This window comes from Pseudoalteromonas sp. HF66 (genome assembly GCF_011806445.1).
GTDB lineage: Bacteria > Pseudomonadota > Gammaproteobacteria > Enterobacterales > Alteromonadaceae > Pseudoalteromonas > Pseudoalteromonas apostichopi.
This window is the reverse complement of the sequence record NZ_JAATOU010000007.1, coordinates 1-23,807: the sequence shown is the minus strand read 5'-3', so window position 1 is coordinate 23,807 and position 23,807 is coordinate 1. Positions and strand designations below refer to the sequence as shown.

Sequence of the window (23,807 nt, the reverse complement as noted above, 5' to 3'; positions counted from 1 at the left end):
GTGTTTTTTCACTTCCTAATTTTGAGTTAAGGATAAAAGCTCAGCATCAAAGATATAAACACGCCGGTGATGATCAGCTGTACAAGGCAAAAGCCCATGATGTCTTTTGCTTTTAGGCCGGCAATAGCAAGCACAGGGAGTGCCCAGAACGGTTGAATTAGGTTGGTCCAGGCATCGCCCCATGCAACCGCCATAGCAACCCGTGGCATATCCGCGCCAAGTGTTTGTGCGGCTGGAATGACAATCGGCGCTTGCACTGCCCACTGGCCGCCGCCTGATGGCACAAATATATTCACAAACCCTGCACTTACAAAGCTCCAAAATGGCAGCGTCTCGGCGGTTGCAATGGCAATAAACCCTTCAGAGATTTGTTGAGCGAGTCCCGTTTTTACCATAATCGCCATGATCCCAGCATAAAATGGAAATTGAATGACAATACCAGCGCCGCTGGGGATTGCTTGTTGTAAGCTGCTTAGTAAATTATGTGGTGTTTGATGCAGTAAAATTGCACTGAATAAGAAAATAGCGATCACGCTATTTAAGTTTAAGCCGCCACCGTTTAGCACAAAATAATAGAATAAATAGGCAAGACCAACGGCACCTACCCCCATACCAAGCAAGCGACTGTGCTCGATGACTTCGGCAGGGCGGGTAGGCGTCGCTATTTGTTGTGATTCATCTTCAAGCTTTGCTAGGTCAACATAAACGCTGTCTTTTTCGCTTGGCAACATATAGCGATTTACCAGCGGCATAATAATAAATAAGCCCACAACGATGGCGATATTGAATGCTGAAAAGATCGTGTTCTCGGTGCCTATTATGCCAATGCTTTGCTGTGAAAAGTGACCGTCGGTTGCGATAGTCAGCGGTACTGAGCCGGCTAAGCCGCCATGCCAAACAATAAAACCAGAATAAGCACTGGCAACTAGTAAACGGTAATCAACGCGGGTTTGTTTCGCAATTGCTTTGGCGAACAAAGCGCCAATAACTAAACCAAAGCCCCAATTTAGCCAGCTAGCCAATAAAGACACGAGCGTAACGAGTATGATCGCTTTGGCAGGGCTGTTGGCGAGAGTTGCAAGTTTGTTGAGTATGCTGCGCATAACAGGGGTACTCGCTAGCATGTAGCCCGTTAGCAGCACCAGCAGCATTTGCATGGCAAATTGTAATAGGTTCCAAAACCCACCTCCCCAAGCCGCGAGTACCTGCGTGGGCGTTGACGGAGTAAAGAGACTTGCAACGATGAAGCTCAGTAAGGTGAGTAAAATAACAAATACGAACGGGTCGGGTAGATAACGCTCAACTAGTTTAGTGAATGGTTTAGCAACGCGATTTAGCATAGTTTTTATTGTTGTCGTCGAATCGATAATGCCAATAAATCATGAATAACGATAATTGGCAAATTGCGACGCCGTTGCTTTAGCTGATGCGTTTAAAAACAGATGCTATAGCGATTACTGTGAGTCTTGCTCTAGCACGGCTTTTAAGCGAGCTTGAACTTCTTCTACTAATAGTATTGGCTGGAACTTGGATAAAAAGGCATTACAGCCAACCTTCTCAACTAAAGCTTGGTTAAAGCTTCCGCTTAGGGATGTATTAAGAACGATATGTAAGTTCTTCATTCGGCTGTCGTTACGAATTTCGTGTGTTAAACGGTAGCCATCCATTGCTGGCATTTCAGCATCGGTGATCACCATAAGTAGTTCTTTCTCAACATCTTTGCCTTGATCAGCCCAGCCTTTTAACATCTCAAGTGCTTCAAGTCCGTTACGAGCAGGTATGATTTCGATACCAAGTTGCGATAATGTATCGCTTACTTGCTTACGTGCTGTAGGTGAATCATCGGCATGAAGAATTTTGCGGCCTGCAAATTCGTTCACGATGCTTTTATCAAGAATATCTTCAGATATTTGGACTTCGTATTCAACGATTTCGGCGAGCACTTTTTCTACATCGATAATTTCAACCAACTGCTCTTGGTCATCACGTTTCAATTTCGTTAAGGCTGTTAGGTAGTGATTTTTACCAATAGCAGTTGGCGGCGGCATGATATCTGACCATGTCATATTGACAATTTGATCAACTTTACCAATTAAAAAGCCTTGCACGGTGCGATTGTACTCAGTGATAACGAGGTTTGTATCTTCGATGTGTTTAGCTTCTGGCATGTTTATCGCTTTGCGTAAATCAATCACTGGAATGGATTCGCCGCGAATATTTACGACCCCAGACACTTTAGGATGCGCATGGGGAATTTTACTAATTTGCGGTAACTTGACCACTTCTTTCACTTTGAACACATTGAGTGCGAATAAGTGGCGGCTGTGTAGGTAAAATAGCAAAAGCTCTAAGCGGTTTTCACCGACCAGTTGCGTACGCTTATCAACAGAAGCAAGAACACCTGACATATTTCACCCTAAATACCTAATACAGAGATAGTATAGTCTACTATTATTTTTCATCGACATGCATTAGGAATTTTCCATCAGTTGCCAAAGAGCAAGCATTACAGTACCGTATCGATAATTTCCTCCACTATAAATCGCAAGGATTATGCATCATATATTTAATCGTTTAGTGGTACTTATTCGCAGTCATATAGATCAAGTAAGTTGGCAGGCTGTGGTATTTACTACGCTTTTGCATATGCTACTTATTTGGTGGCTACTTATGCTTGCAGGAGAGCAAGCGCTCACACCACTCAGTACTTATTTTTATTATTATGTAGTAACAACATCAACAGTTGGCTATGGCGACTTTAGCGCTAGCACAGAGCTTGGCCGTTGGATTGTCGCATTACTACAAATACCTTTTGGTTTAGCATTATTTGGCGTTCTGTTAGGAAAAACAGGGCAAACAGTAACTTATTTAATTAGGCGCGCTATGACGGGTGATAAAAGCTTCGCACATATAAACAATCACATAATTATCTTTGGTTGGCACGATACACGGACTAAGAAGATGGTTGACTATATTTTGGCCGATCATAAACGTTTAGATCGTCGTATTCTATTGGCGGTCACAGAGCAAATGGAACATCCATTTTTAGCAAATCCGATGGTTGATTTTGCTCGGCTAAGTAGCTTTACTGACTTAGATGAGTTGAAAAGAATCGCCATTGATCGCGCCGACAAAATTATAATTGATGGCCAAGATGATGACCAAACGTTTACAACAGCCCTGCGTATTAGCAAGTTGGTCAATGAACAGTGCCACATCAGTGCGCACTTTACTGATGAAACTAAAATCGAAATGCTACATGAGCATTGCCACAATGTAGAATGTAGTAGTGCTAAATCAGCAGAGATATTAGTGCGTTCAATGCAAGACCCAGGTTCAAGCCGCGTGCAAGAAGAGTTGTTATCGACACTACACGGGGATACTCAATTTAGTTTACCAATTCCAAAAGGCGTGCAAGCAATGGAATTTGGCAAGCTGTTTCATCACTTTAAATATAGTCACGATGCTATACTACTGGGTGTCGCACATAACTTGAGTGCAAAAAATATGGACTTAAACCCGCCACTTGATTATGTAGTAAGTGAGGGAGATATTTTGCATTATATTGCTGCGGAGCGTGTTTTGAGCGACGAAGTTGATTGGTCAGCGTTGGTATAGTACCAATCCGCAATAATACTTAATCATTTTGAGGGATTAAACCTGTTGCTAACTGCGTTAAAAATTCCTCATTTAGAACAACTAAATAACAAAATTTTTGCCTTGCTATCAACAAGGTTTTATTGCCTCAAAATGGACCACTTAATTAAGCGAATTGGTATTTATGAGTGAAGTTGCGTTTTTAATTATTGTATTGAGTGCCTACATCTTACCTGTGGTCATTGTGCTCAATAGTAAACGCACTCAGGGCCACGAAAAGAATGCTTGGTTAATAGGTATCATCTTCTTTTCGTGGTTAGCTTTAGTGATGTACTTAACAATTATCCCCAAACACGGACGGGTCAAAAAACACCGCAAAGTAAAACCCAAGGGTTAACTTACGCCTTAAGGCTTCAAGCTGCTGTATCACTTCAACTGTTTTAGTTTATGATCTATCACAGGGTCATCCGGTGAGAGTTGTTGCGCTACTTCTAATACCTTAATAGCATCGTTTGGGTGTTCATCTTGATGTTTGATTGCAACATCAATCAGCGGTTGCACATCAATCGCATCCTTTTGCTCTTGCATATGCTCAGCTTTTTCTTCTGCTAAAATTGTATGCGCGGTGCTTAGTAAGGCTAAACGATGTGGCGAACTCTTGTTTGCTTTATTTAGACGACGATAATAGTCTTCTTTAAAGCGCAGGGTTTTGGTTTGCTGGCGGAATTGGGCTATATCAACTTGCTGGTGGCTAATAAAATCAACAGCAACATCTTTATAAAAACCAAATTTGTTCAGGTATGTTGCATGAACACTATGACCCATGCCGAACACGCGCAAGTGGGTTAGTTGTGGGTAACGTTTAGCATGAGCTCGGTCGATGCGATTAGTTGGATCGTAAATAATATAACCCTTTGCATGGCCTAAATCTAAATCGTGGTAGTCACCGTTCCAATCGAATTTTTGCGCGATTTCGGTGCTTGAACGATCATCCCATGGCGCTTTTTCTTTGTTTTTTGTGCTAACAGGGTGAAAGAGTAAAACTTTATCAAGCTTTAATAGATTGGCAAATGCACCAACGGCAAAGCCTCCTCGACTCAAGCCATAACCTAACCGCTCTTTAAATCCACCAATCAGTGGTGCTAGCTGCTCAATGAAAAACAACAGATTACGGTGTCTAAACCAGTTACTAATGCCTAAATGTTGAAAGGCGATAATATTCACATCTTGCTTTTTCGCGAGCTTATAAGCCCAAGGCGAAAAATCATCAGTGATATCATGTTCTTGATAATTTGTTCCAGCAGGAGAGAAGGTAATTAGCAGGGGCTTATTGGCATCAATGATATGGTATTTTACATAAACATCGCCGAGCAAGTCACCGCCGGTCATAGGAGTAAGGCTTTGTTGCTCATCGCGGGGGAGACTGGTCCATTCCTCTAACCAATACAGTAATTTCATACATCCCCCTTAGTACCTCTAAAATAAAGGGGCGAAATTATAGCAAAAATAGCAGCTCATTAAAAATGGTCGCTACTTTGATTCGCTCATTGCTATGATCTGTTGCCAATCGTGTTCGGTTACCGGCATTACTGACAGTCGTCCGCCTTTTTTAAGGGCTATTTCGGTAATTGACTCATTGACTTTAATTGCTTGCAGGCTAACTAGCTTTTTAAGGTGTGATTGATATTTCACATCGACCACAAACCAGCGCGGGTTATCAGCGGTTGCTTTGGCATCGTAGTAATCGCTATTTAAATCAAACTGTGTTGGGTCGGCATAGGCTTCGCGAGTTACCGTAGCGATACCTGCAACACCCACCTGTTTGCAACTTGAATGATAAATCATCACCAAGTCACCTTGCTTGATACCATCGCGAAGAAAGTTGCGGGCTTGATAATTACGCACGCCATCCCACATAGAGGTTTGCTCAGGTGCGTTTTTTAGATCATCAATTGAAAATGCATCGGGTTCGGTTTTAAAAAGCCAATAAGCCATAATTAGGTGCTCTTACAAAGATTTACTTCCAATTAGTCTATAGTATCATTAAACGCTTGTCGGGATTGAGGATAAATAAATGAGCCAAGTATTAGATGACCTACTGTCATTAATGTCGTTAGAAGAGATCGAGCAAGGCTTGTATCGCGGGCAAAGCCAAGATTTAGGGTTTAGAGCTGTATTCGGTGGCCAAGTAATGGGGCAAGCCCTATCTGCAGCAAAAGAAACATTACCACAAGGGCGTATTGTTCACTCTTTACACTCTTACTTTTTACGCCCAGGTGATGCTGCAAAGCCGATTGTCTATGATGTCGAGAATATTCGTGATGGTAAAAGCTTTAGTACTCGCCGTGTAAAAGCAATTCAATACGGTAAGCCGATTTTTTACATGACCGCCTCATTTCAAGGTGAAGAAGAGGGCTTATCACATCAAGCGCAGATGCCTGATGTACCTCAGCCTGAAGAATTAAAATCATCTCTTGAATTTTACCAAGCAAATGCAGAGCTTATTCCTGAACAAATTCGTAATAAGTTCATCCGTGAAGTACCGATTGAAATGCGTCCTGTGACTTTCCATAACCCGTTCAAACCACAAGTTATGGAGCCAGTTAAGCATATTTGGTTTAAAGCAAATGGTGAGATGCCTGATGACCAGCGTATTCATAATTACTTACTTGCTTACGCGTCTGATTTTGAATTTTTACCAACCGCATTACAACCACACGGTGTATCGTTTATGCAGCCGAATATGCAGGTTGCGACGATTGACCATGCAATGTGGTTCCACCGTCCTTTTAGACTTGATGATTGGATTTTATATTCGGTTGATAGCCCAAGTGCGAGTTCTGGTCGTGGTTTGGTACGAGGTCAGTTCTTTGATCGTCAAGGCAATTTGGTTGCCTCAACGATCCAAGAAGGGGTCATGCGCCAGCGTTAATTTTCTGAATGCTGAGCTTGGCTTTGCACTATATCATCAATTGACTGCCAGACCCGTGCTGGCAGCAATGCTTTAAGATATAAATACACTTCACACAGCTCATTGCTGCCCGTTAAGCCTTGCTCTGTTTCGGTAATTAGCTTTTGCTCACGTAAGCTTGAAATAAAACCAATAAGCACTTTTTTATCAAAGAACTCTGGGGTTTTAATGCCATGCAAGGTGCCTAAGCGCTCTGCTAACACTTGGCTTTCGTGTTCAAGTTCTTCACGCTCAATACCACTGCTAGTTTGAATAAAGCCAACCACGATAGCGTAACGCTGTAGCGTTAGGTTTAAGGCACGACCTAGCATTTCGAGTTTTGCTAAACAGTCGTTGCTGTTGGTGATCTTGATATTATCGCCATCAATTTCAATGAGATCTTGATCAACGAAGCTTGCTAGAACCCGAGTAATGTAGTTTTCATCTAACTCATGTAGGAACCACTCTTTGGCAAACAGCGGGTAAAAACGCGCAATTAAGGCTTGGCACTCTGCTAAGGTCGTTTTGTGTGCCTTGAATAAATGCAGCGCCAATAAGCTTGGAACTGCAAATAAGTGCAATACGTTATTTCGGTAGTAGTTAAACAGTGTTTTTTCTTTATCGTTGATAGCGATAATTTCGCCAAATTCATCACTGATAACATCAAACTTATTAAGTTTGAGTGCATGCTCTAGTAGCTGTTCTGCGCTTTCGTCTGGTGTGGTCACCTTTTCACTGTAACTGGCGCTACGTTGTAAATGAAGATAAAACTCAAGTTGAGCAATCAGCTTAGGTCTACTCAATGCATGTTTATCATTAACTAATAAAATCATGGCAAGTAGATTCACAGCATTTAGTGCAGCAGCACTATTAATATTAACCATTACCTTATCAGCAAGTTCGGCGACCTGCGGTCCAAGCCATTGTGGTTTCTGAACATCAGTTGGGTGAATAGATTCACGCCAATCAGGTTGTTGATCATTTAGGTATTGATTAATCGAAATAGGGTCGCCAAAGTTTAGGTAACCACGGCCATAGTTTTTTAGGTTTTTTATCGCTTTAAAGATACCTAATACCGACTCACCTTTCTTATCGTTACCAGCAAGCTCTTTTAAGTAGGTATTAATTTCCATTACGTGCTCATAACCAATGTATACAGGAACAATCGAAATAGGGCGATCAATGCCACGTAGCATGGCTTGCAACGTCATGGCGAGCATGCCTGTTTTTGGGGGTAACAAGCGACCAGTGCGGCTACGGCCACCCTCAGTGTAAAACTTTACTGAATAGCCTTTGATAAATAACTGGCTCAGGTACTCTTTAAATACAGATGAATACAATTTATTGCCCGCGAATGAGCGGCGAATAAAGAAAGCACCACTACGACGGAAAATACCACCTGCTGGGAAGAAGTTTAAGTTGATACCTGCGGCGATATGCGGCGGAACCAAGCCCAAATGGTAAATAGAGTAGGTCAGCAATAAGTAATCCATATGCGAGCGGTGACATGGCATATAAATAATCTCGTGACCTTTATCTGTAAGCTCATGCACTTGTTCAGAAAACTTAATATCAATACCGTTATAAAGTTTATTCCAAAGCCAAGTTAAAATACGGTCTGCAACACGAATAGTTGCATCGCTGTAATTGGCGGCAATCTCATCAAGTAATTTAAGGGCATTTTGGCGAGCTTGCTCTTGGCTGATGTTCTTTTCTTTCGCTTCTATTTGAATTGCTTTTTTAATTGTTGGTGATGCAAGTAGCGAATTAAAAAGCTGCTCACGCGATGGCATCTTCGGGCCTGTCGCTGCTAGTTTTTGACGGCGAAAGTGTACACGAGCTACACGTAATAATTTATGCGGAAGCTCATCAACATCGGCTTTTTCATTTACTAATAAAGATAAGTCGAGCGGCTGACTAAAACGAATAAAGTTATCGCGCCCAGAGAATAGCAGCACAAAGAACTTACGAAACCAGCTAGGAGTTAATGAGTGAGATACCAAAGTCCCCAAACCTGGCTTTTCTTTTCCTGGGTTTCTGCCCCATAAAATCGTCACTGGGATCACTTGAACGTTTTTCTCACCTGATTGCATCAGATGGTCAATAATCTGTTTGCCTTGTTGCAGGGCATTGCTTGGTTTACTTTTGTTACCAATTAGCGGTGGCGGGTTTTGAATACCAATAAAGCGATCAAGTTCAGCATTACCTAATAACTGTTCTTCGGTTGGGTCTGGTAAACCGTATTTCTTACATACCCGTGCGAGTGCGGCTAAATCAGAACGCGCATTAAGCCTAACAATATAGAAGGTCGGGTTGGCTGGGTTTAGATTGTATTGTTCAATCGGGTTTTCTGGTAGCACCTTACTTTTTACAAACAAGCGGTTCATACCGGCAGAAATGAAATTTAAACAACGATTAATGATACGCATCAACTCACCAAAGTTATTAGTAGATATTAAATAGACCGAGTGTGGTCAAAAATAAGCAGCATAGAATAACAATTATTAACTGGACTGACCATTTAAAAGCGATTTTCTAGCTCCTTTACCGAACCAAGTATAATTTAAAGACGCTAATGTTATTGATAAAGTTCGAAAAATAAACAAAATTTAATTTAGACCTTTGGGATTTTCAAAATAGTTGTTGCATTTATCACCAATCTATCTATAATACGCAGGCTTTCAAAATTCCCTCGGGAACTTGGAAGGAAAAATTAAGCTTGGATTTCAAGCTAATAAACAGGAATTCCGATTTGGAATTCAACGTAGATATAAGAGAACAGCCGACATCTTAATTAATAAGTATGTTTCGGTCGTTTTTTTATGCTCTTTTTAAATGCTCTTTATATTGAGGTTTAAGAATGTCAAATCAACGCATTCGTATTCGCCTAAAAGCTTTTGACCACCGTTTGATTGACCAATCAACGGCGGAAATCGTGGAAACTGCGAAACGCACTGGCGCACAAGTACGTGGTCCAATCCCACTACCTACACGCTTTGAACGTTTTACTGTACTAACTTCACCGCACGTTAACAAAGACGCGCGTGATCAGTACGAAATCCGCACCCATAAACGTCTGATCGACATCGTAGAACCAACTGACAAGACTGTTGACGCTCTTATGCGTTTAGATCTTGCTGCTGGTGTTGATGTTCAAATCAGCCTGGGTTAATCGGAAGATTAGAGAGGTTTTAGGAAAATGGCATTAGGTCTAGTCGGTCGTAAAGTGGGTATGACACGTATCTTCACTGAAGATGGTGTATCTATCCCTGTGACAGTTATCGAAGCGACTCCTAACCGTATTGCTCAGATCAAATCTGAAGCAACTGACGGTTATAACGCGCTTCAAGTAACCGCAGGCACTAAAAAAGCAAGCCGTGTAAACAAAGCAGCAGCGGGTCACTTCGCTAAAGCTGGTGTTGAAGCGGGTCGCGGTCTGTGGGAATTCCGCCTAAATGGTGGTGAAGGCGATTTTGAAGTAGGCGCTGAGCTTACTGTTGAATTATTCAACGAAATCAACAAAGTTGACGTAACCGGTACTTCTAAAGGTAAAGGTTTCCAAGGTGGTGTTAAGCGCTGGAACTTTAGCATGCAAGACGCTACTCACGGTAACTCTCTATCTCACCGTGCTCCTGGTTCAATCGGTCAAAACCAATCACCTGGTAAGGTGTTTAAAGGTAAGAAAATGGCCGGTCACATGGGTGCTGAGCGTGTAACGACTCAAAACTTAGAACTAGTTCGCGTTGACGCTGAGCGTAACTTGCTTTTAGTTAAAGGTGCAGTACCTGGCGCTATCGGCGGTGACGTTATCGTTAAACCAGCTGTTAAAGCATAAGTCCTGGAGATTTAGTGATGGAATTAGCAATTAAAGACGCTTCTGGCGCTCTTGAAGTTTCTGAAGCTACTTTTGGACGTGAGTTTAACGAAGCATTAGTACACCAAGTAGTTGTTGCTTACGCAGCAGGTGCTCGTCAAGGTACTCGTGCTCAGAAGACACGTTCTGAAGTAAGCGGTGGTGGTAAAAAACCATGGTCTCAAAAAGGTACTGGCCGTGCACGTGCTGGTACAATTCGTAGCCCAATTTGGCGTTCAGGTGGCGTTAGCTTCGCAGCTAAACCACAAGATCACAGCCAAAAAGTAAACCGTAAAATGTACCGCGGTGCGATCAAAAGCATCTTATCTGAATTAGTTCGTCAAGAGCGTTTAATCGTTGTTGAACAGTTTGGTCTTGAAGCACCAAAAACTAAAGAACTAGTTGCTAAGCTTAAAGAACTTGAGCTTAAAGATGTTCTAATCGTGACTGAAGAAGTAGATGAGAATCTTTTCTTATCGGCACGTAACCTATACAAGGTTGACACGCGTGATGTAGCTGGTATCGATCCTGTAAGCCTAATCGCTTTCGATAAGGTACTTATTACAGCTGCTGCTGTTAAGCAACTTGAGGAGGCGCTAGCATGATCCGTGAAGAACGTCTTTTAAAAGTGATCCTTGCTCCACACATCTCTGAAAAAAGCACTATCGCTGCTGAAGAAAACAACACGATTGTTTTCAAAGTAGCTTCTGATGCAACTAAAGCTGAAATCAAAGCTGCAGCAGAAAAGCTTTTTGAAGTAGAAGTAACTGGTGTTCGCACACTAAACGTTAAGGGTAAAACAAAACGTACTGGCATGCGTTTCGGTCGTCGTTCAGACTGGAAGAAAGCTTACGTTACTCTTAAAGAAGGTAGCGAGCTAGACTTTGTCGGCGGCGCCGAGTAATAAGGGGAGTTAGAATTATGGCACTTCAAAAGTGTAAACCAACTTCTGCGGGTCGTCGTCACCTGGTTAAAGTGGTTAACCCAGATCTACATAAGGGTAAACCTTACGCACCACTACTAGAGAAAAACTCTAAGTCTGGTGGTCGTAATAACAAAGGTCGTATCACGGTTCGTCACATCGGTGGTGGTCATAAGCATCATTACCGTGTAATCGACTTTAAACGCACTAAAGATGGCATTCCAGCTGTTGTTGAGCGTCTAGAGTATGATCCAAACCGTAGCGCAAACATCGCTCTTGTATTATATGCAGACGGTGAGCGTCGTTACATTATTGCACCTAAAGGCTTAAAAGCTGGTGATTCAATCCAATCTGGTATTGATGCACCAATCAAAGCTGGTAACACGTTACCAATGCGTAACATGCCTGTAGGTTCGACTGTTCACAACGTAGAATTAAAACCAGGTAAAGGTGCGCAAATCGCACGTTCTGCTGGTGCATACGTTCAAATCCTTGCTCGTGAAGGTCAATACGTAACTCTACGTCTTCGTTCTGGCGAAGTTCGTAAAGTTCTATCTGACTGTCGCGCAACACTTGGTGAAGTAGGTAATGCTGAGCATATGCTTCGTTCACTAGGTAAAGCTGGTGCAAATCGCTGGCGTGGTATCCGTCCGACAGTTCGTGGTGTTGCCATGAACCCGGTAGATCACCCGCACGGTGGTGGTGAAGGTCGTACATCTGGTGGTCGTCATCCTGTGTCTCCATGGGGTAAACCGACTAAAGGTGCTAAGACACGTAAGAACAAGCGTACTGATAAATTTATCGTACGTCGTCGTACTAAATAATAGTTGAGGAATAGCCATGCCACGTTCTCTCAAGAAAGGTCCTTTTATTGACCTACACTTGCTGAAGAAGGTAGAGAAAGCGTTGGAAAGCGGTGACAAGAAGCCAATTAAAACTTGGAGCCGTCGTTCAATGATCATACCTAACATGATCGGATTGACCATCGCTGTCCATAATGGTCGTCAGCACGTTCCTGTGTTCATCACAGACGAAATGATCGGTCACAAACTAGGTGAATTTGCACCAACTCGCACTTACCGCGGTCACGCTGCGGATAAGAAAGCGAAGAAACGTTAAGAGGGGAATGATAAATGCAAGCATTAGCTAAACATAAATTCGCCTCTGGTTCGGCGCAAAAAGCACGTCTAGTTGCAGATCAGATCCGCGGACTTCCGGTTGATCGCGCTCTAGAAATCCTGGCGTACAGCCCTAAAAAAGCGGCTGTATTAGTTAAGAAAGTACTTGAGTCTGCTATTGCTAACGCAGAGCATAACGAAGGTGCTGACATTGATGAGCTTCGTGTAACTACGATCTTTGTGGACGATGGTCCAACAATGAAGCGTATTATGCCACGTGCTAAAGGACGCGCAGACCGCATCCTTAAGCGTACAAGCCACATCACTGTTGTGGTTTCAGATAGCTAGGAGTATAAGTAATGGGACAAAAAGTTCATCCTACTGGTATTCGCCTAGGTATCTCTAAACCTTGGGTTTCTACCTGGTACGCGAATTCAAAAGATTTCTCTGATCAGCTTTTTGGCGATCACAAAGTACGTACATTCCTTACTAAGGAATTAAAAGCGGCTTCTGTGTCTAAAATCGTTATTGAGCGTCCAGCTAAATCTATCCGTGTAACAATTCACACAGCTCGTCCTGGTGTTGTTATCGGTAAAAAAGGCGAAGACGTTGAAAAACTACGTCAAGCAGTAACTAAGATTGCAGGTGTTCCGGCTCAGATTAATATCGCTGAAGTTCGTAAGCCTGAACTTGATGCACAACTAGTAGCTGACGGTATTGCGTCACAGCTAGAGCGTCGTGTTATGTTCCGTCGCGCTATGAAGCGTTCGGTACAAAATGCAATGCGCATTGGTGCAAAGGGTATCAAAGTTGAAGTTAGCGGTCGTCTTGGCGGTGCTGAGATCGCACGTTCAGAATGGTATCGTGAAGGTCGTGTACCTCTACATACTCTTCGTGCTGATATCGACTACGCAACTTCTGAAGCCTTAACCACTTATGGTATCATTGGTGTTAAAGTTTGGATCTTCAAAGGCGAAGTTATTGGTGGTTTACCACTAGTACAAGAGCAAGAGAAGCCAGCTAAACGCGCGCCAAAGAAAGCCAAAAAAAGTGCTAAGTAGAGGTAGCGAGTAATGTTACAGCCAAAACGTACAAAATTCCGTAAAATGCACAAAGGCCGCAACCGCGGTTTAGCGCAAAACGGTAACAAAGTAAGCTTCGGTACTTTCGGTTTGAAAGCTACTGGCCGTGGCCGTATGACTGCTCGTCAAATCGAAGCAGCTCGTCGTGCTATGACACGTCACGTAAAGCGTCAAGGTAAAATCTGGATTCGTGTATTCCCAGATAAGCCAATTACGAACAAACCATTAGAAGTTCGTATGGGTAAAGGTAAAGGTTCTGTTGAATATTGGGTTGCTGAAATTCAACCTGGTAAAGTACTTTACGAAATGGAAGGTGTTTCTGAAGAGCTTGCTCGTGAAGCATTCAACCTTGCAGCGCGTAAATTACCATTCACAACAACTTTCGTAACTCGGACGGTGATGTAATGAAAGCTAGCGAACTAAAAGACAAAAGCGTAGAAGAGCTAAATGCTGAACTTCTAGGACTTCTTCGTGAGCAGTTCAACCTGCGCATGCAAGCAAGCACTGGTCAGTTAGCTCAGACACACACGCTAAGAACAGTACGTCGCGATATCGCGCGTGTAAAAACAGTTATTAACCAGAAGGCAGGTCAATAATGAGCGATAAAATCCGTACTCTTCAAGGCCGTGTAATCAGCGACAAGATGGACAAATCTTTCACTGTTGCTATCGCACGTTACGTGAAGCATCCAGTATATGGTAAATTCATCAAACGTACGACTAAACTACACGTACATGACGAAAACAACACAGCTCAAACTGGTGACGTAGTTACTATTTCTGAGTGCGCTCCTATTTCTAAGACTAAGTCTTGGACTTTAGTAGACGTTGTTGAGCGTCCAAAGAAAGCTTAGTTTTTAATTAAGTTTCCTTACTAAAAAGCCCCGGCATCTGCTGGGGCTTTTTGTTTTTAAAATACAGCAATATGCTGATCGAGAGAGTGGCTTTTTAACTTGAGTTCATTAACTCAAGTTTGTTACCGCTATGCCAATTCATTTCTCACATGCTTTAAATAGGCTTGTAGGCTTTCTTGCCAAAGTACCATGGCATCAGTTAATGAATCCTTCAAAGGTTTGTTATCGAGTAGCCTACGCTCAATTTTCTTAAGTTCTAAACCATAGCGGTTAAAGCCTAGTTGCAAAGCTGTGCTAGCTTGGCGGTGGAGTAGCTTGATACACTGATCTTTATCGTCTTCGACGAGCTGCTGGCAGCGGATCAGTTTGTTTCTAGCTGAGAGTACAAACTCGTTGTAAATTGATGACATCTCATCTTCATTGAATGAACTTACAAGAGTGGCTGCGGCCGTTTCATCATAAAGTGTATCACGCAGTTCTACGGCAATACTTGCTGCTTGATTCGTTTGTGAATCACTGAGCGCTTGGCGTAGTTTTTGCTGCTTTATTGGCTTGCCTACAATGTCTTTAATACCGAGTGCTAAGTACTCTTTAATTTCATCCGGACTAAGGCTTGCGGTAAACGCTAATACAGGGGTTCGTTGGTTTAAATGGTCAATATTTTTTAGCTTTTTCAGCACTTCTTGGCCAGTTAGATCTGGTAAATTCATATCCAATAATACTACATCAAAGTGATGTTTCTGCATCAGTTCAATTGCGCTGGTACCATCTTTAGCAAGCTTAATTTTGTGTTCATCATCGGCCATAAATTCAATGGCAATTTTCTGGTTTAAATCGAGATCTTCAACTAATAAAACATCAAGACCGGTTACGTAATCTTTTGATTGATGGCGTTGTTCAACTAAGCTGAGTTCACCAATAGCAAGAGGAATATCAAAGCTGAAAGTACTGCCTTTATCTAGTTCACTTTCAATAATCAGTTTACTGCCTAATTTTTCGAGTAAACGACTGGTGATCGCTAAGCCAAGGCCCGTTCCGCCTTTTTCTTTACCTGCGCTGCTTTGTACATAAGGTTCTGTTAGGTATGCAATCTCTTCATCTTCAATACCTGGACCTGAGTCTATTACACTAACACGCACAAGGTGATCTAATTGACCTTCATTTAGCAGTTTAACATGGATTTTTACGGCACCGTGGTCGGTAAATTTAATCGCATTTCCAACAAGATTAATAATTACTTGCCTGAGTTTTTGTTGGTCGCAGTAATAACATGCTTGTTCGGGTAGGTTGTAAATAAGTTCAAATTTTAAGTGTTTTTGCTCTGCTAAAGGGCTAAGTAAAAGGCAGAGGTTATTGAGCCAGGTTTTAAACTCTACGTCTTCTTCGTAAAGCGCTTCATCACGTTGGTCGAGGCTTGCATAGTCGAGTACTTTATCTACCAATAGGTTTAGTGATTCAGCTGAGTTAATTATCGCCTCACAGTAAGGCTTATCTCGTGGGTCACTCGACTGATTCATTATTAACTGTGCACTTCCTAAAATTCCATTTAATGGTGTGCGTATCTCATGGCTGATAGTTGATAAGAATAAGCCACGTATTTCTAGATCTTTATGCGCTTTTTCGGCTAATTGGTTTAAGTTTTGTTCGCGACGTTCATTACATAAAAGTGCCATACCTGTTGCGTAAAAGATCGGCGCGATGACGCCATTTATCAACAAAGGGATACTAAACCAATTTGTAGATAGTAGATTAGCTGCAGTGACATTTTCCATCATTACAGTACGGCCTGTGAAAACCGCTAGAAGAATGCTGAGAATTAAAATATAAACAATACTGCCATTTGGGTAACTTTTACGACCATTACGAATGAATAAAGCCAGTAAAAATAGTACCTCAACGATATGTTGAAGGTCTGAAACCAGAATTCGACTACGTAATTCTGCGCTGTCGGAGGCAAGGTAAATTATACTGATAGCTAGTACGACGGTAATAGTAATAAAGGTTTTAAAGCCAACGCATTTGGCATTTAAAAATTGGCAAATAGCGAGTACATGAATAATGGAGGCACTAAAGAGCAACGTATTTGCAATGCCAACACTGGCAATATTATTGATGTGGCCATGTAATGCAAAACTCATTACTGATGCAAACATCACTAAAGGATAGAAAATATAAAGTAAAGTACCCGGAGTTTTTTTATTGGTTCGCCATGTAAGATAGTTAAGAAGGGTCATCACTGCCATCATGGCTGCACTGGCGTAATATAAAGTAACAGAATCGAGCATTGTATTTCCGGTGTTTTGCAATCAGTTTGAGCATAAAGTCAATTGCAGTGTTTAGCAACCAGAAACAAAAACAGACGCGGCTGCGTCTGTTTTAACTAGTAGGATGTTTGGTTTAACGAATTTCGTCTGGAATATTTTGCTGTGCCCAAGACAATAGCTCGATACGGTTACGACATTTAGTTTTTCTAAATGCACTATATAAATGAGTTTTAACTGTATGTGGGCTGATGCTTAAGTCTTCAGCAATTTCTTTATTCTTCGAACCTTTACTCATTAGTGAGATAATTGCTTTTTCACGTTTAGTAAGTTTAACCGGTTCGATATCACCATCTGTCAATTTGTGGAGTGCATCTTTATTGAACTGCAACATACGATTTAGTGCGTTACACATGATATCGCGGCGGTACCATAGTTGATCTTCAAGTAATAAACGAATGCCTTTCATTAACACATCTGCATTATCTGTTGTGTAAAATACACCACGAATACCACTTAATAGAGCACGGTTAGCAAGTTCAGGGTTTTCATCTAAGTTAAACAGTACGATATCGCATTTCATTCGAAGATTAACTAGTTGTTCTTTTAACTTACCCCACGGATCAGTGCTTGAAGTTTCAATAAATAACAAGCGTGTTCCTTCTGGTACTTCAGAGATATCAGTACCAGATGTCACTGCAAGTCCTTGTGTTTTTAACAATGGCTCTAATACGTTTATGCCAATAGTGTTAATTGGCTCTGGATCTAATAATAAAAAGGCTGAACTACTCATATATATACACTCTTGAATAAAGTTGACAGTTAAATCCTATCACGCAATCCACCCCTTTCGTATTAGAAATTTCTGAGAGTTGTGCAGGAAAAGTACAGTTTGTGTGTGTTTTCTGTCAAAAATTACAGTTAGTTAACAAAGTGCAGTATGTTAACTAACTGATATATAATTATTATAGCTGAAAATAATATGTTTGTGCTAGTTTTTACAATTGTTTACATATCAAAGTATTAGATCGGTTGTTTTTTCTTGTCTTGATATGGAGGCCAGCCCATTTCTTTACCTGCTAGCATGTGTAGATGTATATGGTACACAGTTTGTCCACCATGGTCATTACAGTTCATTACGACGCGAAAACCGTCTTCACTAAAGCCAAATTGCTTGGCGAGCTTTGCTGCAACCACATATAAGTGACCGACTAAAGCTGCATTTTCTTCTGTAACATCGTTAATTGTCGCTATTGGAGTTTTTGGGATGATCAGTACATGAAAAGGGGCTTGCGGGTTGATATCTTTAAAAGCCAGTGATAGCTCATCTTCATAAATAATATCAGCTGGGATCTCTCGGTTAATAATCTTTGTAAAAATAGTCTCTTGGCTCATACTTAGCTCTCTTATAAATGTGGTTAAATGACCACCCACTAATGACAAACTTTATTTGCAGTGTCAAACTGAAACTGCCGCAAGTTGAACAACCAAGGAGTGAACATGCGTAAGTTAGTATTACTGAGTAGTGCTTTAATGCTATTTAACAGTTTTAGCAGTGTAGCTGAGACTATTCACTTTCCAGAAGAGTTTGTACCTTTACAAGTTGGAGAGCGCCTTATTGAGCAGTCGTTTTTCAGTCGTGTTGACGATGTTGAGCTTGCTCCTGGTACATACCAAGTGAAGATGAAATACACAGATCTATACGAACAAGGATACGATGACCATCAAGTTGTTGAGTCTGAGCCGTTTTGGGTTGAGCTCACGGTGGAAAGTGGCAAGGACTATGATTTAGTGTTCAATCGTGCCAATAATGCTGTAGCCGCAGAAGTATTTGCTGAATCACCGCAAGTAAGCTTAAAAGCCAAGGGCAGTGAACTTGCTGTGCCTTTATCTATAGTTAGCTATCGTGTAGCAAGCACGCCAGTACAAGCTGTGGCAAGCGCCCCAGTTGCAGCTACAAGCAACAAGCCTGCGACTGCAAAACCTGTTACATTGCCTGCAAAAGTACCCGGCGGACAAGCAGGACTTAAAAATATGCCAAATGCGGCTGCGATGCTTGAATTTTGGTGGCAACAAGCAAGCCCTGAAGAGCGCCGTGCCTTCTTACAAAAAGTAAGTAACTAATAAAAGAATTAAAAAAGGCGCTGATTTTCAGCGCCTTTTTTGTGTTTGATGACTTACTTTGCAAATAAGTCGTCAACAGTACCTTGTGCAAGTGGGTGGTAACCCGGACGTGCTTTTAAGTACACATCATGTGCCCAGTCTTTTCTACCGTTTTTAATAAGTGCTTTATAGAGTGGCACAATTAATTTACGGCGACCGATGCCTGATAGATGTTTATCTAAAGCAGGGTAGATAGGTTGATAACCATTACCTACCGCTAGCATAAACCATGCGAAAGCGCGCTCTGCATTAGTTGACTGTGTTAGGTTGAATTGATTATCCAGCTCAGTCATTTTTGCAATGCTTAAATCGCGAGGAAGATTATTTAAAAAGTGTAGCCACTCATGAACTGACCAATCTGCTGTTGGTAATTGGGCTGCACTGATCTCACCGTTTAACCATGTTTTGGTTACTGCATCAACTTTATCGAAGGCATCAGAGGTTGGATTCGGTGCATCGCTTGGTAAACCAGGCTCAAAGATCCATTCATTGACTTTATCCATGCTCACTACGCCAGGATATTTGTCGATAAGGTTGGCTTTTAAGTAAGTAACAAATTGAGCTGTTGTAAGAGACTTAAACGCAAACTGGTCAAAGTAACCTTTTACGAATGGGTCGAACTTGTCACGGCCAAATTTGTTTTCAAGATAAATTAAGAAAAGCTGACCTTTAGTGTAAGGCACTGAGCTAAATGCATCATCAGGATCGCGGCCATTAAGTTTTAAGTTAAGGCGCGTATCTGGTGCTGGCAGAGTTTTAAGTAATGCACGTAAGCCGGCTGCATCAAGCGCTTGTTCCATAACTGCACGGTCACGGCCAAACACTTCTTCCATAATGCGGTTTTCAACGTAAGACGTGAAACCTTCATTTAGCCATAAGTCTTCCCACGTCGCATTAGTCACTAAGTTACCAGACCAAGAGTGAGCAAGCTCGTGAGCAATTAGGTTTACTAAGCTTTTATCACCAGCAACAACTGTTGGGGTGATGAAAGATAAGCGTGGGTTTTCCATGCCACCAAATGGGAAGCTTGGTGGTAGCATTAATAAGTCATAACGACCCCATGCGTATTCACCATACATAGCGTTAGTTTTATCGATCATCGCTTGTGTGTCGTTAAACTCAGCAACAGATGCATCTAAAATTGTTGGCTCAGCAAAGATACCTGTTTGCTTAGACATGGCTTTAAATTCTAAATTACCAGCACCAATTGCGATTAAGTATGGCGAAATTGGTTGTGGCATATTAAATAAGTAATCGCCGTCTTTATAAAGAGCATCTTTATTATCAGCACTCATTACCGCACGAATGTCTTTAGGGGTGTGAATACGTGCCGAGTATGTTACGCGCATTGCTGGCGTATCTTGTACTGGGATCCAGCTACGAGCATGAATTGCTTGTGATTGGCTGTACATAAATGGGTGTGATTTACTGGCTGTTTGCTCTGGCGTTAACCACTGTAAACCTGAAGCTTCTGGGCGGCTGTTGTAGTAAATACGAGCTTTAACCGCTTGGCTTTTAAATTTAATTGTTAATTTTGAGCCCTTCACGTCATCACGTGCAGCAAGGGTGAAGTCAGCCTTGTGCCAGCTGCCTTTTTGATCTTGATACATTACTTTGTCGATATCTAAATCGCGTGTATCAAGTACTAGCGTTTTGCTTGTTGCATTGTGCCAATCTAGCGTGTGCTCAACAAAACCTTCAAGTTGTTTGTCATCAAAATCAACATCTAAATCTAGTAGTAGGTGAGTGGTTGTTACGTCATCTAAGTTTGCGTAAGTGTGCTGGCTGATTGCATCTGCAGTTGCTTGAGAGCAAGCACCGGCCATAGCAAGACTTAAAAGTAATGGTTTAAACTTCATAATAACCCTGGAACGGAAATGAAAAAGAGCTCGTTTTATAACATGATTAGTGCAGTGGGTTGAGTGATTTTTACAATCTAATGCGTATTTTGCGACGATAGGTTACACTAATGCGATTAGTTACCGGTAACCTTTGAGGCGTTTTGTGGCTCAGTCCCTGCAATCTTTTCATACCTTTTCTTTGCCTAGCCAATGCCAGCATTTTTATCAAATTGATGAAGTGGATCAGCTTTTAAGCACAGACTTTTCTAAGCCATTTTGTATTTTAGGTGAAGGTAGTAATACGGTGTTTTTATCTGACTACCAAGGTTCTGTGATCCACATGAACACGAAGGGCATAGATATAGAGCAGCAAAGTGATGGCTTTTTATTGCACATCGCAGCCGGAGAAAACTGGCACCAATTAGTCTCTATGACCGTTGCCAATGAAATGCCTGGGCTTGAAAACCTTGCTTTAATTCCAGGTACTGTTGGGGCTGCGCCAGTGCAAAATATTGGTGCTTATGGTGTGGAGCTTGAAAAGTTTGTTAGTTATGTTGAGTACTTTGATATTGCAACCAAAACGATAAACCGCTTAGCTAAGAATGAATGCCAATTTGGCTATCGTGATTCTATATTCAAACATGCCTTGAAAAATAAAGCTGTGATCACCCAAGTAGGGTTGCTGTTACCTAAAAAATGGCAGCCAGTGCTTAGTTATGGACCATTGCAACAGCTTTCAGCTCCCTCTCCTCAGCAGGTGTTTGAGCAAATCATCGCAACTAGAAGCAGTAAATTACCAAATCCAAACAAACTTGCGAATGCTGGCAGCTTTTTTAAAAACCCAGTGATCAGTAATGAGCAACTTGCGTTACTTTTAAAACAGTATCCTGAGTTACCTCATTACTTTGTTGATGCTGAGCACCATAAGGTTGCGGCAGGATGGTTGATTGAACAAGCAGGATTAAAAGGTTGTAAAATCGCAGGTATTGAGGTTCATCAACAGCAAGCGTTAGTGCTAGTCAATCATGGTAATAGTACAGGCGATGATTTAATTGCCATGGTAAAACATGTTCAACAACAAGTTTGGCAAAAATATCAGATTGCTCTACAACACGAAGTACGACTGATTAATGCCGTTCATGAGTGTCACATTGAATTAGGAGCTTCATTATGAAAGCACCAGACGGTAATAAGCTCGCTATTTTACATGCTCTGAATACTGGTGGTTTTATTTCTGGTCAGCAATTGGGTGAGCAACTTGGTATTAGCCGCGCAGCAGTGGGTAAACATATTCACTCGTTACAGGAAATGGGGCTCGATATTTTCAAGGTCACTGGTAAAGGGTATTGCCTTAACAATAGTGCAGGCTTACTGAACAAAGATAAAATCGGCCAGTATTATACTGTATTGGGTGGCAGCACCGCTGAGGTTGAAGTGCAGCCAATTATTGATTCAACTAACAGTGAGCTTATGCGCCGTTTGCAAACAGAGGTACCACTGCCATCTGGTAGCGTGTTAGTTGCAGAAATGCAGCAAGCTGGAAGAGGACGCCGTGGGCGCGTTTGGCAATCTCCGTTTGGTGCAAACTTATACTTTAGTTATTTTTGGCGTTTGGATGATGGTTTGCAAGCTGCTATGGGGGTATCTATTGCTGTTGGGCTGGCTGTTTACGATACACTTAAAGCCTTGTACCAATTGGATGTAGAGCTTAAATGGCCAAATGATATCTACTTAAACCGTGAAAAATTAGCAGGTGTATTAGTTGAACTTGATGGTCAACCACAAGGACCTTGCCAGCTTGTAATAGGTATAGGTATCAACTTACATATGCCAGAAAGTGTTAGCCAACACATAGATCAAGCATGGACTGACTTAAGCCAGCATGTAAAGGGGTTAGATAAAAACAAGCTGGTGGCTTATTTGTGCTTTTATTTAGAAAAACGCTTAACCCAGTATCAGCAATCAGGTTTAAACGGTATGTATCTACAGTGGAATCAGTTAAATGCATTTGCAGGCGAGTGCGTTGAGCTAAATACTGGTCATCGAAGCTGGCGTGGCATTTGCGAAGGGATTGATAACCAAGGTGGCGTGCGCATTCGTCAAGATGGCGAAGTAAAAAGTTATTATGGTGGTGAAATTTCATTACGTAAGGCTGAGCTATGAAACTATTAGTGGATGTTGGCAATACCGCAATTAAAGCCGTTTTATTTGATGGTAAGGGTTATCAAGCATGTGAGCTCAGCAATTTACCTTGGTTACAAATAAAAGAGCTGGTATATGCCTGCGTGGGTAGCGCTGAGCTACTTAAACCTTTATTGGCACAGGCGCAGCAACATGCTGTTCCTTACTTTGAAGCAGAGGTGACAGCTAAACTCGCTATGTTAACCTGCGCCTATCAGCAGTTTCAAAACTTAGGAATAGATCGCTGGCTCGCGGTGATAGCTGCGTATGTAGAATATCCTCAGCAAAACTGCATCATTATCGATGCCGGTACCGCAACGACAATCGATGTGCTCAACAAAGAAGGGGCGCATTTAGGGGGCTGGATTTTACCCGGCCTTGATTTAATGACGTCTTCACTTACCCAAAACACGCAGCGGGTATTTGATGATAAACAAATACCCTTTACTACAGATTTAGGGCGTAATACTCCAAATGGTCTAAAAAATGGTGCCATGGTTGCTACCCTAGGTGCAATCGAGCTAGCAAAACAACATCTTAACCAACAAGATTGTCAGCTATTATTTGCTGGTGGCTATGGCAAACTGTTAGCAGATTCATTTATAGATGCTAAATTTGACAGCTTACTGGTTTTTAAAGGGCTGAATTATTGGCATGAAATAGCCACAAAATAGTAAAAGTATGGGTATTTGTCTGAATAGTGAGCGTTTAACACATAAAATCACATTTTTTTTAATTTTATGGTTGCATCACAATAAACCTTACCTTAGAATCTCGCCCCGTACTAAAGCAGTGCCGACTTAGCTCAGTTGGTAGAGCAACTGACTTGTAATCAGTAGGTCATCCGTTCAACTCGGATAGTCGGCACCACTTTCCTTTTACCGGAAGTGACTTAGTAAAGAATTTTCGTGGAGGGGTTCCCGAGCGGCCAAAGGGATCAGACTGTAAATCTGACGGCTCAGCCTTCGCTGGTTCGAATCCAGCTC

The 23,807-nt window shown here is 41.8% G+C and carries 27 protein-coding genes and 1 tRNA gene; 19 read left to right on the top strand and 9 right to left on the bottom strand.

Features of this window, described 5'->3' with window-relative positions; all coding sequences use genetic code 11:
* Window positions 1-26: 26 nt before the first annotated feature.
* Together HCZ11_RS08850 and HCZ11_RS08845 are read right to left on the bottom strand one after the other, a co-directional pair.
* Window positions 27-1,340, bottom strand: a complete 1,314-nt coding sequence (locus HCZ11_RS08850) for a short-chain fatty acid transporter (RefSeq protein ID WP_130050270.1) — start codon at window positions 1,338-1,340, stop codon at window positions 27-29.
* Window positions 1,341-1,454: 114 nt separating this feature from the next.
* Window positions 1,455-2,408, bottom strand: a complete 954-nt coding sequence (locus tag HCZ11_RS08845) for a chemotaxis protein CheV (protein WP_130050271.1) — start codon at window positions 2,406-2,408, stop codon at window positions 1,455-1,457.
* A 145-nt stretch (window positions 2,409-2,553) separates the two neighbouring features.
* Here HCZ11_RS08845 and HCZ11_RS08840 point away from each other — a divergent pair, with 145 nt between their 5' ends.
* Entirely contained in the window at window positions 2,554-3,618 is a 1,065-nt protein-coding gene (locus HCZ11_RS08840; RefSeq protein ID WP_054563927.1) for a potassium channel family protein, read from the top strand.
* Between the two features lie 163 nt (window positions 3,619-3,781).
* Window positions 3,782-3,994 (top strand): hypothetical protein, encoded by a 213-nt coding sequence (locus HCZ11_RS19640; protein WP_130050272.1) that lies wholly within the window; start codon window positions 3,782-3,784, stop codon window positions 3,992-3,994.
* Window positions 3,995-4,023: 29 nt separating this feature from the next.
* Here HCZ11_RS19640 and HCZ11_RS08830 read toward each other — a convergent pair whose 3' ends face one another.
* Both HCZ11_RS08830 and HCZ11_RS08825 read right to left on the bottom strand, forming a co-directional pair.
* Entirely contained in the window at window positions 4,024-5,055 is a 1,032-nt protein-coding gene (locus tag HCZ11_RS08830) for a cytosolic protein (RefSeq protein ID WP_167658237.1), read from the bottom strand.
* A gap of 72 nt (window positions 5,056-5,127) precedes the next feature.
* Window positions 5,128-5,592 (bottom strand): EVE domain-containing protein, encoded by a 465-nt coding sequence (locus HCZ11_RS08825; protein WP_167658236.1) that lies wholly within the window; start codon window positions 5,590-5,592, stop codon window positions 5,128-5,130.
* Window positions 5,593-5,671: 79 nt separating this feature from the next.
* Here HCZ11_RS08825 and tesB point away from each other — a divergent pair, with 79 nt between their 5' ends.
* Complete coding sequence (gene tesB, locus HCZ11_RS08820; protein ID WP_167658235.1) at window positions 5,672-6,529, top strand: acyl-CoA thioesterase II; 858 nt, start codon at window positions 5,672-5,674, stop codon at window positions 6,527-6,529.
* Here tesB and plsB read toward each other — a convergent pair.
* A complete protein-coding gene (gene plsB, locus HCZ11_RS08815; RefSeq protein WP_167658234.1) occupies window positions 6,526-8,976 on the bottom strand; it encodes a glycerol-3-phosphate 1-O-acyltransferase PlsB in 2,451 nt (816 codons plus the stop codon). The genes tesB and plsB overlap by 4 nt on opposite strands.
* A gap of 431 nt (window positions 8,977-9,407) precedes the next feature.
* Between plsB and rpsJ the strand changes: the two genes are divergently transcribed.
* Genes rpsJ through rpsQ form a run of 11 tightly spaced genes read left to right on the top strand, consistent with a single transcriptional unit; the run spans window position 9,408 to window position 14,375 of the window.
* The gene (rpsJ, locus tag HCZ11_RS08810; RefSeq protein WP_002957900.1) at window positions 9,408-9,719 is read left to right on the top strand and encodes a 30S ribosomal protein S10; all 312 of its coding nucleotides are present in this window, start codon (window positions 9,408-9,410) and stop codon (window positions 9,717-9,719) included.
* Window positions 9,720-9,746: 27 nt separating this feature from the next.
* Window positions 9,747-10,382, top strand: a complete 636-nt coding sequence (gene rplC, locus HCZ11_RS08805) for a 50S ribosomal protein L3 (protein WP_036974218.1) — start codon at window positions 9,747-9,749, stop codon at window positions 10,380-10,382.
* 17 nt (window positions 10,383-10,399) lie between these two features.
* Window positions 10,400-11,005 (top strand): 50S ribosomal protein L4, encoded by a 606-nt coding sequence (gene rplD / locus HCZ11_RS08800; protein ID WP_062568199.1) that lies wholly within the window; start codon window positions 10,400-10,402, stop codon window positions 11,003-11,005.
* Window positions 11,002-11,304, top strand: a complete 303-nt coding sequence (gene rplW / locus HCZ11_RS08795) for a 50S ribosomal protein L23 (protein ID WP_054552368.1) — start codon at window positions 11,002-11,004, stop codon at window positions 11,302-11,304. The genes rplD and rplW overlap by 4 nt, the downstream gene beginning before the upstream one ends.
* Window positions 11,305-11,321: 17 nt before the next feature.
* Window positions 11,322-12,146 carry a 50S ribosomal protein L2 gene (gene rplB, locus HCZ11_RS08790; protein ID WP_130050277.1) on the top strand — a complete coding sequence of 275 codons (825 nt, stop codon included), beginning with the start codon at window positions 11,322-11,324 and terminating at the stop codon, window positions 12,144-12,146.
* A 16-nt stretch (window positions 12,147-12,162) separates the two neighbouring features.
* Window positions 12,163-12,441, top strand: coding sequence for a 30S ribosomal protein S19 (gene rpsS, locus HCZ11_RS08785; protein WP_010376377.1), 279 nt, complete (start codon window positions 12,163-12,165; stop codon window positions 12,439-12,441).
* Between the two features lie 14 nt (window positions 12,442-12,455).
* Window positions 12,456-12,788, top strand: coding sequence for a 50S ribosomal protein L22 (gene rplV, locus HCZ11_RS08780; RefSeq protein ID WP_004588690.1), 333 nt, complete (start codon window positions 12,456-12,458; stop codon window positions 12,786-12,788).
* Window positions 12,789-12,799: 11 nt separating this feature from the next.
* Window positions 12,800-13,501: a 30S ribosomal protein S3 gene (gene rpsC, locus HCZ11_RS08775; protein ID WP_054552370.1), complete on the top strand. Its 702-nt coding sequence runs from the start codon at window positions 12,800-12,802 to the stop codon at window positions 13,499-13,501.
* Between the two features lie 12 nt (window positions 13,502-13,513).
* The gene (rplP, locus tag HCZ11_RS08770; RefSeq protein ID WP_036974208.1) at window positions 13,514-13,927 is read left to right on the top strand and encodes a 50S ribosomal protein L16; all 414 of its coding nucleotides are present in this window, start codon (window positions 13,514-13,516) and stop codon (window positions 13,925-13,927) included.
* Window positions 13,927-14,118: a 50S ribosomal protein L29 gene (gene rpmC, locus HCZ11_RS08765; protein WP_054552371.1), complete on the top strand. Its 192-nt coding sequence runs from the start codon at window positions 13,927-13,929 to the stop codon at window positions 14,116-14,118. The genes rplP and rpmC overlap by 1 nt, the downstream gene beginning before the upstream one ends.
* Entirely contained in the window at window positions 14,118-14,375 is a 258-nt protein-coding gene (gene rpsQ, locus HCZ11_RS08760) for a 30S ribosomal protein S17 (RefSeq protein ID WP_054552372.1), read from the top strand. The genes rpmC and rpsQ overlap by 1 nt, the downstream gene beginning before the upstream one ends.
* A gap of 128 nt (window positions 14,376-14,503) precedes the next feature.
* Here the strand turns inward: rpsQ and HCZ11_RS08755 are convergent, their stop codons facing one another.
* The 3 genes from HCZ11_RS08755 to HCZ11_RS08745 all read right to left on the bottom strand — a co-directional run bounded on the left by HCZ11_RS08755 (window position 14,504) and on the right by HCZ11_RS08745 (window position 18,031).
* Complete coding sequence (locus tag HCZ11_RS08755) at window positions 14,504-16,660, bottom strand: ATP-binding protein (RefSeq protein WP_167658233.1); 2,157 nt, start codon at window positions 16,658-16,660, stop codon at window positions 14,504-14,506.
* 112 nt (window positions 16,661-16,772) lie between these two features.
* Window positions 16,773-17,429, bottom strand: a complete 657-nt coding sequence (locus HCZ11_RS08750) for a response regulator transcription factor (RefSeq protein ID WP_063701100.1) — start codon at window positions 17,427-17,429, stop codon at window positions 16,773-16,775.
* Between the two features lie 230 nt (window positions 17,430-17,659).
* Complete coding sequence (locus tag HCZ11_RS08745) at window positions 17,660-18,031, bottom strand: histidine triad nucleotide-binding protein (RefSeq protein WP_130050279.1); 372 nt, start codon at window positions 18,029-18,031, stop codon at window positions 17,660-17,662.
* 105 nt (window positions 18,032-18,136) lie between these two features.
* Here HCZ11_RS08745 and HCZ11_RS08740 point away from each other — a divergent pair, with 105 nt between their 5' ends.
* Window positions 18,137-18,760, top strand: a complete 624-nt coding sequence (locus HCZ11_RS08740; protein ID WP_167658232.1) for a DUF2057 domain-containing protein — start codon at window positions 18,137-18,139, stop codon at window positions 18,758-18,760.
* Between the two features lie 53 nt (window positions 18,761-18,813).
* On the opposite strand, the gene HCZ11_RS08735 is transcribed toward HCZ11_RS08740, so the two are convergent.
* Window positions 18,814-20,658, bottom strand: coding sequence for a M1 family metallopeptidase (locus tag HCZ11_RS08735; protein WP_130050281.1), 1,845 nt, complete (start codon window positions 20,656-20,658; stop codon window positions 18,814-18,816).
* 145 nt (window positions 20,659-20,803) lie between these two features.
* Between HCZ11_RS08735 and murB the strand changes: the two genes are divergently transcribed.
* From murB to HCZ11_RS08715, 4 genes are all read left to right on the top strand, one after another.
* Window positions 20,804-21,814, top strand: a complete 1,011-nt coding sequence (gene murB, locus HCZ11_RS08730) for a UDP-N-acetylmuramate dehydrogenase (RefSeq protein ID WP_130050282.1) — start codon at window positions 20,804-20,806, stop codon at window positions 21,812-21,814.
* The gene (gene birA / locus HCZ11_RS08725; protein WP_130050283.1) at window positions 21,811-22,803 is read left to right on the top strand and encodes a bifunctional biotin--[acetyl-CoA-carboxylase] ligase/biotin operon repressor BirA; all 993 of its coding nucleotides are present in this window, start codon (window positions 21,811-21,813) and stop codon (window positions 22,801-22,803) included. Before murB ends, birA begins: the two co-directional genes overlap by 4 nt.
* Window positions 22,800-23,495 (top strand): type III pantothenate kinase, encoded by a 696-nt coding sequence (locus HCZ11_RS08720; RefSeq protein ID WP_167658231.1) that lies wholly within the window; start codon window positions 22,800-22,802, stop codon window positions 23,493-23,495. The genes birA and HCZ11_RS08720 overlap by 4 nt, the downstream gene beginning before the upstream one ends.
* Window positions 23,496-23,615: 120 nt before the next feature.
* Window positions 23,616-23,691, top strand: a tRNA-Thr gene (locus HCZ11_RS08715).
* Window positions 23,692-23,807: the final 116 nt, after the last annotated feature.

Excerpts from the sequence above, each read along its gene's own strand:
- HCZ11_RS08850 (WP_130050270.1), bottom strand. The coding sequence starts at position 1,340 with ATGCTAAATCGCGTTGCTAAACCATTCACTAAACTAGTTGAGCGTTAT.
- HCZ11_RS08845 (WP_130050271.1), bottom strand. The coding sequence starts at position 2,408 with ATGTCAGGTGTTCTTGCTTCTGTTGATAAGCGTACGCAACTGGTCGGT.
- HCZ11_RS08840 (WP_054563927.1), top strand. The coding sequence starts at position 2,554 with ATGCATCATATATTTAATCGTTTAGTGGTACTTATTCGCAGTCATATA.
- HCZ11_RS19640 (WP_130050272.1), top strand. The coding sequence starts at position 3,782 with ATGAGTGAAGTTGCGTTTTTAATTATTGTATTGAGTGCCTACATCTTA.
- HCZ11_RS08830 (WP_167658237.1), bottom strand. The coding sequence starts at position 5,055 with ATGAAATTACTGTATTGGTTAGAGGAATGGACCAGTCTCCCCCGCGAT.
- HCZ11_RS08825 (WP_167658236.1), bottom strand. The coding sequence starts at position 5,592 with ATGGCTTATTGGCTTTTTAAAACCGAACCCGATGCATTTTCAATTGAT.
- tesB (WP_167658235.1), top strand. The coding sequence starts at position 5,672 with ATGAGCCAAGTATTAGATGACCTACTGTCATTAATGTCGTTAGAAGAG.
- plsB (WP_167658234.1), bottom strand. The coding sequence starts at position 8,976 with ATGCGTATCATTAATCGTTGTTTAAATTTCATTTCTGCCGGTATGAAC.
- rpsJ (WP_002957900.1), top strand. The coding sequence starts at position 9,408 with ATGTCAAATCAACGCATTCGTATTCGCCTAAAAGCTTTTGACCACCGT.
- rplC (WP_036974218.1), top strand. The coding sequence starts at position 9,747 with ATGGCATTAGGTCTAGTCGGTCGTAAAGTGGGTATGACACGTATCTTC.
- rplD (WP_062568199.1), top strand. The coding sequence starts at position 10,400 with ATGGAATTAGCAATTAAAGACGCTTCTGGCGCTCTTGAAGTTTCTGAA.
- rplW (WP_054552368.1), top strand. The coding sequence starts at position 11,002 with ATGATCCGTGAAGAACGTCTTTTAAAAGTGATCCTTGCTCCACACATC.
- rplB (WP_130050277.1), top strand. The coding sequence starts at position 11,322 with ATGGCACTTCAAAAGTGTAAACCAACTTCTGCGGGTCGTCGTCACCTG.
- rpsS (WP_010376377.1), top strand. The coding sequence starts at position 12,163 with ATGCCACGTTCTCTCAAGAAAGGTCCTTTTATTGACCTACACTTGCTG.
- rplV (WP_004588690.1), top strand. The coding sequence starts at position 12,456 with ATGCAAGCATTAGCTAAACATAAATTCGCCTCTGGTTCGGCGCAAAAA.
- rpsC (WP_054552370.1), top strand. The coding sequence starts at position 12,800 with ATGGGACAAAAAGTTCATCCTACTGGTATTCGCCTAGGTATCTCTAAA.
- rplP (WP_036974208.1), top strand. The coding sequence starts at position 13,514 with ATGTTACAGCCAAAACGTACAAAATTCCGTAAAATGCACAAAGGCCGC.
- rpmC (WP_054552371.1), top strand. The coding sequence starts at position 13,927 with ATGAAAGCTAGCGAACTAAAAGACAAAAGCGTAGAAGAGCTAAATGCT.
- rpsQ (WP_054552372.1), top strand. The coding sequence starts at position 14,118 with ATGAGCGATAAAATCCGTACTCTTCAAGGCCGTGTAATCAGCGACAAG.
- HCZ11_RS08755 (WP_167658233.1), bottom strand. The coding sequence starts at position 16,660 with ATGCTCGATTCTGTTACTTTATATTACGCCAGTGCAGCCATGATGGCA.
- HCZ11_RS08750 (WP_063701100.1), bottom strand. The coding sequence starts at position 17,429 with ATGAGTAGTTCAGCCTTTTTATTATTAGATCCAGAGCCAATTAACACT.
- HCZ11_RS08745 (WP_130050279.1), bottom strand. The coding sequence starts at position 18,031 with ATGAGCCAAGAGACTATTTTTACAAAGATTATTAACCGAGAGATCCCA.
- HCZ11_RS08740 (WP_167658232.1), top strand. The coding sequence starts at position 18,137 with ATGCGTAAGTTAGTATTACTGAGTAGTGCTTTAATGCTATTTAACAGT.
- HCZ11_RS08735 (WP_130050281.1), bottom strand. The coding sequence starts at position 20,658 with ATGAAGTTTAAACCATTACTTTTAAGTCTTGCTATGGCCGGTGCTTGC.
- birA (WP_130050283.1), top strand. The coding sequence starts at position 21,811 with ATGAAAGCACCAGACGGTAATAAGCTCGCTATTTTACATGCTCTGAAT.
- HCZ11_RS08720 (WP_167658231.1), top strand. The coding sequence starts at position 22,800 with ATGAAACTATTAGTGGATGTTGGCAATACCGCAATTAAAGCCGTTTTA.